Below are 12,467 nucleotides of genomic sequence, written 5' to 3' on the forward strand. Positions count from 1 at the left end.
GAATAATACGAGCCATAAACATTGTTAATTTAACACTGTTAATTTAAAAGTCAAGGTTTTTACTGAATTATAACTGAGATTTAAAGTTTTTTTTTCTTGCTATTTCGTTTCAATATACTAGGCTAAAAACATTAGTGTATATCAGGGTAGAGACTTGTTATTTATACAGGAATATGGAAAGTAATTCAGTTCATCCATTCAGTGAAGACCAAGTAAAAACGATCACCCTGGAATTCTACCTGGAGGATATGCAATTATTCGTTCGTTATAACAACCAGACGCATCTATTCCGGGATTTCTGGAAACAAACTGAAGGGGCTGAACTAATCTGCCGCCGGATTTATGAAGCCTTTTTAATCCAGCATCGGGAACTTTTGGAAGATATAGCTGTTTCTTCGAAAAACTGGCTGGAGACCTTTCTTAAAATTATAAATAATCATCTTAGTGAAAAAACACCGATACTCGATGTCTTTATGCGTGCGAATGGAGACGTGATTATTAATCTTGAAAGATAATCCTCGGTAGAGTAGCATTTATTGTGCATTTTGTTCATCAAATTACAGGATAAGGACGCAAGTAACCATTAATGCTGATTGTACTCCTCGTTTCATTGCTTCTCATTTCCTTCCTGGTGCATATTAATTTTATTCTCAAGTATATTATCAAAAGAGAAAACGTATACTACAAAGGATTCATCATAACAATCTTCTCCAATTTTATCATTGCCGGCATTCTTATTGTCATAGCACTCACGAAACCGGAGCTCATACGCGATCTGGATATGACTATCCTTGTATGGGCATTGTCGGGAGTTATCATGACAATGCTGCTTCTCATGAAAATCTCCATATTCAGAAATATTTACAAACGATCCAAATTGCCGGAACATTATCATCTGAATTTTTTTGGGAAAAAAGTGCTTCACGGTACTGTAGTTAAGCCGGCGGAAATAGTGCTTTTTTTTGGTTCTATTCCTTTTTTCCTTATTGCGGGAGCCTATTTTATAGCCAGAATAATCAATTTTATCATGTATAAACATTTATAAAAATTTTAATTTATTTGTGGATTTTTTAAAGCTCTTTAAAATAATGTTCATGAATAATTCATGGTATATTTATTAATAGTTGATCGTAATAATCTTTCATGTTATTATGATGATTGTTCTATAGCATGCAGGCAACTCCGGGAGGAATAACAATGCTCGGCCTTTTTACTCCAGATATAGAGAGACTGAAAAGAAACAAGGATATCAAGGAACTTATAAAATGCCTGAAACATACTAGGCCGGAAATACGTTCCAGGGCATTTGCAGCTCTTTCACCATTTTCACAAAACGCCGAGGTGGTGGAGGAGCTAAAACAGCTGATTAACGACCCCGATTCGCGCGTAAGAACACTCGCCCTGCTGAAATTTGCTCAGATTGGTGATGAAAATATTATCAGCGGTCTGCGTACCATAATCGTTAATGGCACTCCCAATGAAAAAATAGAACTCCTCCGCATCCTTGCTGATAAAAAGGAGAACCTTGCCAACTCATCGGAAATTATTTCCAGGATACTTGTACAGGCCCTCAATGACAAGAAGATGATGGTGCAGTTTGAGTCTATGCGGACCATAGGGAAGATGAAACTTACTCATGCGATTCCATATATCGTAGAAAAACTCAGCGACACCCATTTTAAAATACGGAAAGAAGCCGTCAAGGCTCTGGGAATGATTGGCACTGATGATACTGTCGATCATATCATCGGGACACTGATGGACAACAACAACGATGTAAGAAACGCAGCTCTCGAAGCACTGAAAATGGTGGAATCGGACCGGGCTAAAGAGGCCCTTGGTGATGCACCCTTCATGATATTGGCAAAAAAGATGAGCCAGAGCAGTGCGCAGCGACAGGAAACTATCCGCAGTATCGGTAAAAATAAGATGACCTTCGGCCTTCCTCTTCTGAAAAGGGCTCTCAGTGATGAATTCAAGTCAGTGAGAATAGAGGCAATTACATCCATAGGCAGTTTGCGGGACCGTTCCTGCATTGAGGATGTGGGGAAAATGCTTGATGATAAGTACTGGGACGTACGCATGGAAGCGGTGCTGTCACTGGAAAAACTGGTCGATGCGTCATCACTTCCATTCCTTGAGCGGGCAATGAAGGATAAAAATTCCAACGTTAAAAAGCAGGCGGACAAGTCCTTTAACACGTTGAGGTATCGCCTGGAAAAACTGGGCCGGCTTTAACAACAAACAAATTACACGTCATGTAAAGGTCAGAATATACTGATCTTGCTTTTTAATTTTTCCGCCATGGTAGTGACATCCTTTGATGTATCAGAAAGCTGCATAGCCGCCGAGGCGATTGACTGTGTGGCTTCATTTATGGTGCCGATGGATTTTGAAACTTCAGAAATGGCAGTCTGTTGTTCCCGCGTAGAAATGTTTATCTCCTCTGACTTGTTTTTTACATTCACTGAATGTTCTCCGACTATTGCATTGAGTTCGAACTGGATGGTCATGAGGCCATTGATACGGCTCATACTGTCGCTGATTGTATTTATATTCTGAATCGTTTCTCTCATGATGCGGACTGTGTCCTGAACGTTGGTAAGTCCCTGAAAAATCTCCTGTTCCGTTGCATTGATCAGCAAGGAAATTTCCTTGAGACTGTCTCCGGTTTTAATGGCAAGCTTTGAGATTTCATCGGCCACTACGGCAAAACCTCGCCCCGCGTCCCCGGCGCGTGCAGCTTCAATCGCCGCGTTAAGCGAAAGAAGAGATATCTGGTCGGAAATCCCATTGATAACATCGACAACAGTGGTCATCTGTTTTGCCCGGTCATTCATGGCATTGATGGTCTGATGCATAAGATCCAGTGATTTTTCGCCTGTGAGGGATTTTTTGGATGTTTCATCGGATAAAAGCATGGCTGTTTCAATCATGGAATGCATGTCATTTATCGAGTCGGAGAGCTGCTTCATTTTATCCATGAGTATTCCCTGACTGGTGAACTGTTCATCCACGTTGGAAGCCTGAAGATCCATGGTGGCATGCACTTCTTCAACGGCAGATGTTATCTCCTCAGCTGATGCTGCCTGACTCTGGGTGTTCTCGGAAAATGTTTCAGTTGCCCTTGACATCTGTTCAGAAGATTTGTGGAGATCAAGGGATATCTCGCTTACTGACTGCAGGAGGTCTTTTATTTTCACGTACTGGTTTAAATTTTTCTCCGATTCGTCCTTCACATCATTAATTGCATCTTTGCTCAATTTTGTTATGAGCAGGGCAAGGGCGAAAGTGAGCATGATGGTGAGGAGGCTGTCAACCATGCCGGTCTGGGCTACATGATTGTCTATGAGGCCCATATTTTTTATGGCAATGAAGAGGAAAATATCCGTGATTATGAAGGCGCCAGAAAGGATGCTGGTCCACATGCTGGCGCAGAAAAGGGCTGAAAAAATAATAATGGCCGGAGCCAGATATATCATTGAAGAAAATCCCATGAGGGGGGTCTGTACCATCTGAAAGACTATTCCAACAATAACGGTGATGGCCGTTGCGAGGCTTGTTATATTTGCCGCAAGATAGTATCGACCGACCCGAAGGAATAACAGGCTCAGTGAAGATCCCAACAGGGGAGGAATAGCCAGGCTGAGCGGTCTCAAAATATCTCCACGAATCTGGTATACAACGGGCGGTACGGGGATTACGAGGAGTATTACAGCAATGTTCATGTACGTCAGGAGAATGGCTTTCCGTCTGACAATCATGGATGTGTCTCGAAGATTTGCGGTAAAATAATGCCTGATTTTTACCCACATACTATCACCTTTGTGTTTCCGGGATTCAATGTTCTCTGGAATTTGATTCATATTATACTCCTGATACCTGATGGAGAAGTTGATCGTGCAAATTTAGAAAAGGGAAAATTAACTTATGATATACCGATCCCTAATTCATTATCGAAAGTATGTATGATAACAATTAAATAATATCAAAATAATATATTAAAAATATACACATAAAAATTTAATATACATAAAAGAATTGAATTTATATCAATGAACAAGGTTTATTGTTGTGAATAAACCCCCTGGCTGCACATAACAAGTTTAATTTGATCAGGCACAAAATAATGCTGATTATATTATAGATACGAAAAAATTATTACTTGAAAAAAATCGGGTCTCTGCATTTTTTTGTTATTCTATTCAAATTTCGGAATAGAATGGCCGGACCTGATACATACTATTTGAGGAGATGCGGGGTAATCATATGATACAGCTGGATTTTGATAAACAGGGAGGAATGGTTCCGGTAATAGCCCAGGATTACAGGACTAATGAGGTACTCATGCTGGCCTACATGAACAGAGAGGCCTGGGAGCTTACATTGAAAACCGGGATCGTTCATTATTGGAGTCGCTCAAGGAATAAATTGTGGAAGAAGGGAGAATCCTCGGGCAATATGCAGGAAGTAAAGGAAATCCGGGTCGATTGTGATGATGATACGCTGGTTATTAAGGTAAACCAGGTTGGTGATGCGGCATGTCATGAAGGATACAAAAGCTGTTTTTTCCGCGTCGTCGAAGGCAATGTATTGAAAGTGGACGGCGTGCGGGTCTTTGATCCTGCCGATGTATATGGAGAAAAAAAATGAAAAAGCAGATAAAATTGGGTATTCCCAAGGGGAGCCTGGAAAAATCCACAATGGAGCTTTTTAATAAGGCGGGATGGAATATCTCAGTTTCTTCGAGGAATTATTTCCCGTCCATCGATGACATTGATATATCGTGCTCGTTGATCAGGGCCCAGGAGATGGCCCGATATGTCGACAGCGGAGTCCTGGATGTGGGGCTTACCGGACTTGACTGGATTCTCGAGAATGAGGCTGATGTAGAGACAATATCGGATCTCATATATTCCAAGGTATCGACAAGAAAGGCTAAATGGGTCCTGGCTGTTCCTGATGATTCATCCATATCAAAGCTTGAGGATTGTGCCGGTAAAACTATCTCCACCGAGCTGGTCAATTTCACCTCAAAATATTTTCAGGAGAGAAATATCCCGGTTAATGTAGAATTTTCCTGGGGGGCCACGGAGGCAAAAGTCGTGGAAGGACTTGTTGATGCCATTGTGGAAGTAACGGAAACCGGGTCAACTATCAAGGCTCATGGATTGAAAATAATACACACCCTGCTGGAAACGAATACTAAGCTTATAGCTAATAAAGCGAGTATGCAGGATGAGTGGAAGAGCAACAAAATCAAGCAGATAGCCCTTCTTCTCAGGGGAGCCCTTAATGCCGGGAAGCTGGTGGGAATTAAAATGAATGTTCCCGAGGATAAGATAGAAAAGGTCGTGGGCATTATTCCCAGCCTGACAGCTCCCACGGTTTCACAGCTCTATAAATCTCAGTGGCTTTCCGTCGAATCAGTAATTAACGAAGATGTTGTAAGAGAAATAATACCGCTGCTCATTGAAGCGGGTGCTGATGGAATCATCGAATATCCGCTGAATAAAGTGGTCAATAAAAATGATATAATGTAGTCATCACACTGAAAGCAGGTAAAGACAAACTTTATTTTGTGCAATGATAACTCTACCGATGATGTTAGCAAAGGGATGTTAAACATTATGAAAAATAAAAAACTGTATCGGATAATTTCTATCTGATACAGTTTTTCTCATGAAGACAAAATATCAGTTGGCAATTTTATTCCAGGTATATAATCGTGCTGTTATGATATGCCCGGATACATTTGATAGGGCTTTTTGCCATAGATTTTTTCAAAATCCATTGCAAAGGGACAAACATTACAGCTGATTCTGACAACACCTTCTGCAACGATCTGAGCCTGTTCGTTAAGGACTCCTCTGGAGTCGATGTTGTTTCTCATTTTCATGATCGCACAATCGTTACATTTTTTAGCATTTTCCTTTACTCGATAACTGATTAGTGACATCTGTACCTCCCTATTATAATATAAACATTTTCCCAGTTTGCAATATTCAAGAAAATGTTAAGTAAACAAATCAATGAATCTATATATAATTTAGACAATTTTGATCCGAAAAAGCGAGCATTTTTTTTTAAAAACAAAAAAATTATAAAAGAATCATAATAAGTCATCATAAGAATGATGCCGGGTGAGTGTAACGACCGAAATAACCGTATTTTTTTAGTTCCCCTAATAAAAAACCTTGTTGATACCAGTCTCAATAAGGTAAAAAGTGATTGCCTGAAAATTCAATTTGTAGAACAGTAATAATTGTTAAAATATCAATAAGGGAAATAGATATTAATGAACTCAAAACCTGAAGAGACTCCGCAAATAAAAAACAGAAATTTATTCTTCTCAGTTATTTCTTTATTCGCCCTCATCCTGGTGCCTCTGTTTATCCTTTTTACGATCATGTATGCCGTGCTCACGAGTAGTTTGCCGTATGTAAGCCTTCTGAAAAATGCCAGGCTCGTGGAAACATTTATCCATGCAAAAAACTGGCAGATGGAGGAGCAGATAAAAGAAGAGATTGAACAGAAAGTTCATCTGGAAGAATATAAGGTCGAGTTTAAAAGAATAAAAGCTGATTACGATAGTAAACAGGCCCATGTGAATGCAATACAAAAAGTCACGGAATATGACACACTGAAAAAACAGAGGAAGGAACTGGCCCGCCTTTCCTGGAAAAAGGCTCCCGGGATATTCAATAACGAAAATGAATTTAAGCAATATAAGGATGATGAACTGCAGCAATTGGATATAAAGATTGATGCAATTGAAAAGTATCGCGATCAGAATGAAGATGAAATTGAACGTGCCCGGGATGAATTTTCCGATGCGGAAGACGCCTTTGATGATGCCATGGATACCATGGAGGATAAGGAAGAGGAGGCGCAGGACATCATCAAGTCTCATAAAAACAGCTTCATGGGGAAGATATATTCCGATATAGAGATCATCAGCCCGCCGCTCACCGAGGAATTAAACCAAAGGTTTATATCGGTGCCGGTTAAAAGGGAAATTGAAAAGTTTCTCTATTTCATGACCCATTATGAAAAACAGGTCGAGAATGGCAACGTGTATCGCGATGGGCTCAATCTTTCCGGTCAGGGCTTGCAGGATACATTGAAAGTACGGATTCCGGGTTTTGAGATAAGCCTGTGGGTTGAGGACGAGAAAAACGGGATCCCGCAGAAAAGGCATCTGCTGAGTGAAGTTTTCGTTGATAAAATAGATGAACTCGAAAACCTGAAAAATAGAACACTGCTTGCAAATCTTTTCAGATTTTCCGACTCAGGACTGGCCGAGAGATTCAGTCGCTCCTATTTAAAAAAAGCCCGCTTAACGATTGACAACGGAATCATTGCCATGGAAAAGATCGAACTTTCGGGAACAAGCGCTGAAAAGATGGAAGTATTAATGAAAGTATTGACGTGGGGGAAATATGCCGCTGTGGGACTACCTGTATTAGCACTGTGTATGATTCTTTTCATTATTTTTTCATCCGCAGAGAGAGAAAGAAAGATTCGTAGTTTGAAAAGAATTTTCATTTATCCAGGTGTTTTAATGATTGGTCTTGGTGTAATTATGGCAGGCATGGCCTTCAACATCAATAATATTCTCCCCGATTTATTTGCGAGTCCTTTCGTTCAGATATATATGAAGAGAATATTTCTGCTAGCCACGCTGCACGTCTGGGGACCGGTTGTTGCGGTATTTGTTGTTCTGGCAATCACCGGTTCTTTCTTAAAAACAGGAATTAGCGAAAATGAGAATAAATCATCTGCCGTCGATTGATCCACCTCATTACAAGGAATGCCGGTAATGATGGGATTGAATTTACAGGGACAGTTACTGTTTTATAAAAATTAAAAATGTCATACGCAATTGTTACCAACTCATTTATACGAGGTTGCCATGTCAGATCAATTGATGAATACAAAGGAAATAGCTGAATACCTGGGAATACATGAAAAACAGGTGTATGCCCTGATCAAAGCAAAGAGAATCCCCTGTACGCGGGTTACGGGAAAGTGGCTATTTCCAAAACATCTCATTGATAACTGGATAAATGATCAATCCAGGTTCGGTGTAGAGGGAGGCATTACTGAGACGGAAGGACGCCGGGACATGCTTCTCTCGGCAGGAAGTAATGACCCCATTCTGGATATACTGCTCAGTTCGATGAAGGGAAAACACGAAGAATTTCTTATATTTCACTGCAATACAGGGAGCTTGAATGGGCTTGATCTGCTGGCAAAGAATAATGTCGATATTGTCTGGTGCCATCTCTATGACCAGGAATCGGGGACATATAATATTCCATATATTAAATCATATTTCCCCGAGAAAAAAATCGCCGTGGTGCACCTCTTTTACCGAGAACAGGGTTTTCTTCTCGCGCCGGACTTAGCAGGGAAAGTACAGTCTTTTGAAGACCTTACCGATCGGCAGGTTAAGTTTATTAACAGGCAGAAGGGATCGGGAACAAGGCATTTCCTCGACTATAATCTCAATAAAAGATCCATTGATCAGCATAAGATAAACGGGTACGATAACGAGGTATATACGCATACCGAGGTGGGGCTTACCATTTTTTCAGGGAAGGCCAATGCGGGTGTTGCCACTATCGCTGCAGCTAAGATGTTCGGGCTCAGTTTTGTTCCACTGGTGAAGGAAAGCTACGACATGGTGGTTTCACAGGAAACTTTTTTCAACCAGGGAGTACAGGCCTTTATTGATACACTGAACTCCGACGATTTTCGCGGCAGGGTAAAGCCCCTTGGAGATTATGATTTCAGCAATTCCGGGAAAATTCTGTATTCATCTTCATCGTGATTGGGTATATCGATCTGCTATCAGGATTGGGACAGAGCCGTGCTGATATCATGAAGAAAGGTATATACTGCTTTTTCATACGCCTGGGGTTCCTGCTCCATTATCCTGAGTACTTTGCTGCCGATTACTATTATGTCGGCAAATCGGCCGATCTCAAGGGCCTTCTGAGCGGAATCAATGCCGAAACCTACAGCTACGGGCATTCCCGTTATTTTTTTAACCGTCTTCACGTATGCGCCCAGCTTCTTATTAATATCCTTCGCGTTACCCGTTATACCTATTCGTGATGTACAGTAAATGAAACCGCCGGCATAGTGTCCGATCAGAGCAAGCCTTTCACGTGACGTTGTGGGAGAGATGACATAGACCGGTTTTATTCCCTTCTCCAGGCAGGAACGGTAATACAGTCCGCCATCTTCCTCAAGGGGGATGTCGGGAACGATAAGGCCGTACATGCCGCATCGGGCAGCCTGACCGATAAAATTCTCAACACCGTAATTAAACAGAATATTGTAGTATGACATGAAGAGAAATGTAACGTTCTGATACTGGCCGGCCATATCCCGCGCAAAATCAAGACAATCTTTTACCGTTGTCCCGTTGTTCAGTGACGACTGGTTGGCGTGGAGGATGGTGGGGCCGTCGGCAACGGGATCGGAAAAGGGAATCTGTATTTCGATATACGCAACTCCTGCCCGGGCCATGGCGCCGATGAGTTTTCGATTATCATCAAAAGAAGGATAACCGGCCACGATGTGGGTCATGATACCTGGTCGTTCTTTCATTTCAGTATCCTTCTTCCACTTTTGATTTCAGGAATTCGATCCATTCCCTGTCTTTGAGGGCTTCGGCAATGATGAAGATATCTTTATCACCGCGTCCCGAAATATTGATGACGATTATTGCGTCTTTGCGGGAATTTTTCGCAACGGCGATTCCCCGGGCAACGGCGTGGGAAGATTCCAGGGCCGGGATGATTCCTTCGGTGGAAACAAGGGTCTTCAGGGCTTCCAGTACCTCTTTGTCCGTGACGGACTGGTATTCAACCCGTCCCAGGCTGTGAAGATAGGCGTGTTCGGGCCCTATTCCGGGATAGTCGAGGCCCGCCGCTACGGAATATGTGGGAAGGGTCTGGCCGTCGTGGTTCTGGAGAAAAACAGAGCGGTATCCTTCGATAATGCCCTCTTTGCCGCCCTTGAAGCGGACGGCATGCTTTCCGGAATTGATGCCCAGACCTCCCGCTTCCACGCCTATCATTGCAACTGCTTCATCTTCCAGGAAGGGGAAAAAAAGTCCGATAGCATTACTTCCGCCGCCGACGCAGGCAATGAGGTAGTCGGGATTCCTCCCTTCATATTCCATGATCTGCTTTTTCACTTCTTTGCCGATGACGGACTGAAACTCACGCACAATGACCGGGTAGGGATGGGCGCTCAGGGCCGATCCTACAAGGAGGTGTGTTGTTTCCATGGTTTCGATCCAGTTCCGGATCGATTCGTTGACCGCATCTTTCAGCGTCATGCTGCCCGTGGTTACCGGCGTCACCGTGGCCCCCAACTGCTGCATCCAGAAAACATTGGGGCGCTGGCGCTTTATATCCTTCAGCCCCATGAATATTTCGCACTCAAAGCCGAACTTCGCTGCAACGGTAGCCGTGGCGAATCCGTGCTGGCCGGCTCCTGTCTCGGCAATGAGTCTTTTTTTTCCCATCCGTTTCGCCAGCAGAGCCTGGCCGATGGCATTGTTTATTTTATGCGAACCCGTTTGTCCCAGGCCTTCAAGTTTCAGATAGATTTTACCACCCTTCAGCTTTTTAGTGAGATTTTCTGCATAATAAAGTGGAGTGGGTCTGCCGGAAAAAGTTTTAAGCACGTGATGATATTCTTCCATGAAACTTTTATCGCTTCGTGCTTCCAGGTAGGCTTTTTCCAGTTCTTCAAGGGGAGGGATGAGCATTTCAGGAACATATCTTCCGCCATAGACACCGAAATGGCCGCCGGTCTTGAAAGGATTTACTATGAGCTTTCTTTTCATTGGATTATTTCCAGTTCCGGAGCAGATTTACGAGAATTCTTACACCGTAACCCGTGGCGTTTTTGGGACGATACCCCCTCGGCTTGGAATACCATGCCGTCCCGGCTATATCCAGGTGCGCCCATTTGGTGTCCTGAATGAAATTTTTCAGGAAGGTGGCCCCGTGTATCGTCCCGGCGTTTTTTTCACCGGGTATATTGCAGATATCGGCCGTATCGGATTTAAGATTTTCTTCGTACTCGTTGTAAAGCGGCAGCGGCCAGATTTTTTCACCCGTATCCTCGCCGGCCTTTCGTATTTTTTCCGTCAGTTCTTCATCGTTGGACAGCAGGGCGGCCGTTATTTCTCCGAAAGTAACGACACATGCGCCGGTTAGTGTGGCAAGATCTATGATGTACTCGGGCTTCAGGGTTTTTTCCGTGAAGCTCAGTGCATCGGCAAGTATGAGGCGCCCTTCGGCGTCGGTATTGCCGATTTCCACGGTCTGTCCATTATAGGCGGTGAAAACATCTCCGGGCCGGTATGCATCGCTGCTGAGCATGTTCTCCGTGAGCGGTATTACGGCATGGATATTTTTTCTTATTTTCAATTCAACGGCTGATTTAAAGGCAAAGAGAACAGCTGCGGCACCGGCCATATCCATTCTCATGGTCTCGATGGAGCCGGAAGGCTTGAGGTTCATGCCACCGGAGTCAAAGGTGATGCCTTTACCTATCAGGGCGATTGATTTTTTTTCCGCGGGTGCGCCCCTGTATGTAAGGACAATGAGGCGAGGTTCTTTTTTGCTTCCCTGGTTTACGGCCAGAAGAAGACCCATCTTCATCTTTTTCAGTTCCGCTTTCCCGTAGATTGTGCAGGAAACATCCTTCAGAGAGACCATGCCTTCCGCAAGTTTTGCTATACCCTGGGGATCACTGTTATATGTTGTATCATTTACAAGGTCGCGGCACAGGAGCGTGTTGCCTGATATAATTTCTACTTCCTTCAGGATTGATGCAGCTTCTTTATTGTCGCTGCAGAAGGAGGCATGTGCAAGAAGGGGTTTCTCGTCATTTTTGGTTTTGAATTTGGAAAATGAATAGTTGCTGAGGGTGACACCTTCAGCAAGGGATCTCAGTGTTGTCTCATCAGTAAGTTTTTTAATGACCGGTATGATGATATGAATAGTGCTGATTTTCTGGTTTCTGCACAGGGATGTAACATTACCTGAAGAAATCCGCAGGGATTCACCGGTGATATCCTGCTCTTTCCCCAGGCCGCAGATAATGAGAGACGGTGCTCCGCTCAGGGGAACAAAAAGCATATCCCCCTGTTTCCCTTTAAATACGCTGAGATCAATGGTGTTTGCAGCTTTTTGTATGCCTGCGGGCAGTAATGAGGCGACTGAACCATTCTGTTCTTCCGTGACAAAAAGAGCGTAAGTATCGGTCGTTTTATAGATCCGGGCTGATTTTTCAACCGTCAATTTCATGAAGGACTCCAGGTAAATAATGATATCCCGCAAAACAGGATGTGTTCACCACTAAACATGAAAGTGATGATGTCAAGAATAATAGCACGAAAGAATCTGTAAATATTTCAATTGAATAAAAAAATT

The 12,467-nt window shown here is 43.0% G+C and carries 11 protein-coding genes; 7 read left to right on the forward strand and 4 right to left on the reverse strand.

Going from position 1 to position 12,467, the window contains the following annotated elements; genetic code table 11:
• Nucleotides 1-173: 173 nt before the first annotated feature.
• From CVV44_04365 to CVV44_04375, 3 genes are all read left to right on the forward strand, one after another.
• Complete coding sequence (locus tag CVV44_04365) at nt 174-515, forward strand: hypothetical protein (protein PKL40847.1); 342 nt, start codon at nt 174-176, stop codon at nt 513-515.
• A 71-nt stretch (nt 516-586) separates the two neighbouring features.
• On the forward strand, nt 587-1,045 hold the full coding sequence (locus CVV44_04370) for a hypothetical protein (GenBank protein ID PKL40848.1): 459 nt from the start codon (nt 587-589) through the stop codon (nt 1,043-1,045).
• 125 nt (nt 1,046-1,170) lie between these two features.
• Entirely contained in the window at nt 1,171-2,238 is a 1,068-nt protein-coding gene (locus CVV44_04375; protein PKL40849.1) for a hypothetical protein, read from the forward strand.
• A 29-nt stretch (nt 2,239-2,267) separates the two neighbouring features.
• Here the strand turns inward: CVV44_04375 and CVV44_04380 are convergent, their stop codons facing one another.
• Complete coding sequence (locus tag CVV44_04380; GenBank protein PKL40850.1) at nt 2,268-3,866, reverse strand: hypothetical protein; 1,599 nt, start codon at nt 3,864-3,866, stop codon at nt 2,268-2,270.
• A 403-nt stretch (nt 3,867-4,269) separates the two neighbouring features.
• On the opposite strand from CVV44_04380, the gene CVV44_04385 reads away from it, so the two are divergent.
• The 4 genes from CVV44_04385 to CVV44_04400 all read left to right on the forward strand — a co-directional run bounded on the left by CVV44_04385 (nt 4,270) and on the right by CVV44_04400 (nt 8,836).
• Entirely contained in the window at nt 4,270-4,653 is a 384-nt protein-coding gene (locus tag CVV44_04385) for a phosphoribosyl-AMP cyclohydrolase (GenBank protein ID PKL40851.1), read from the forward strand.
• The gene (locus CVV44_04390) at nt 4,650-5,543 is read left to right on the forward strand and encodes an ATP phosphoribosyltransferase (protein ID PKL40852.1); all 894 of its coding nucleotides are present in this window, start codon (nt 4,650-4,652) and stop codon (nt 5,541-5,543) included. The genes CVV44_04385 and CVV44_04390 overlap by 4 nt, the downstream gene beginning before the upstream one ends.
• Nucleotides 5,544-6,298: 755 nt before the next feature.
• Complete coding sequence (locus CVV44_04395) at nt 6,299-7,795, forward strand: hypothetical protein (protein ID PKL40853.1); 1,497 nt, start codon at nt 6,299-6,301, stop codon at nt 7,793-7,795.
• 120 nt (nt 7,796-7,915) lie between these two features.
• Nucleotides 7,916-8,836 carry a hypothetical protein gene (locus tag CVV44_04400; protein PKL40854.1) on the forward strand — a complete coding sequence of 307 codons (921 nt, stop codon included), beginning with the start codon at nt 7,916-7,918 and terminating at the stop codon, nt 8,834-8,836.
• A gap of 20 nt (nt 8,837-8,856) precedes the next feature.
• Here the strand turns inward: CVV44_04400 and CVV44_04405 are convergent, their stop codons facing one another.
• The 3 genes from CVV44_04405 to CVV44_04415 are packed head-to-tail and all read right to left on the reverse strand — an operon-like array spanning nt 8,857 to nt 12,341.
• Nucleotides 8,857-9,621: a tryptophan synthase subunit alpha gene (locus CVV44_04405; GenBank protein PKL40855.1), complete on the reverse strand. Its 765-nt coding sequence runs from the start codon at nt 9,619-9,621 to the stop codon at nt 8,857-8,859.
• A gap of 1 nt (nt 9,622) precedes the next feature.
• Nucleotides 9,623-10,870 carry a tryptophan synthase subunit beta gene (gene trpB, locus CVV44_04410; GenBank protein PKL40856.1) on the reverse strand — a complete coding sequence of 416 codons (1,248 nt, stop codon included), beginning with the start codon at nt 10,868-10,870 and terminating at the stop codon, nt 9,623-9,625.
• Nucleotides 10,871-10,874: 4 nt separating this feature from the next.
• Nucleotides 10,875-12,341, reverse strand: coding sequence for a leucyl aminopeptidase (locus CVV44_04415; GenBank protein PKL40857.1), 1,467 nt, complete (start codon nt 12,339-12,341; stop codon nt 10,875-10,877).
• Nucleotides 12,342-12,467: the final 126 nt, after the last annotated feature.

This window comes from Spirochaetae bacterium HGW-Spirochaetae-1, from assembly GCA_002839375.1.
Classification (GTDB): Bacteria; Spirochaetota; UBA4802; order UBA4802; family UBA5550; genus PGXY01.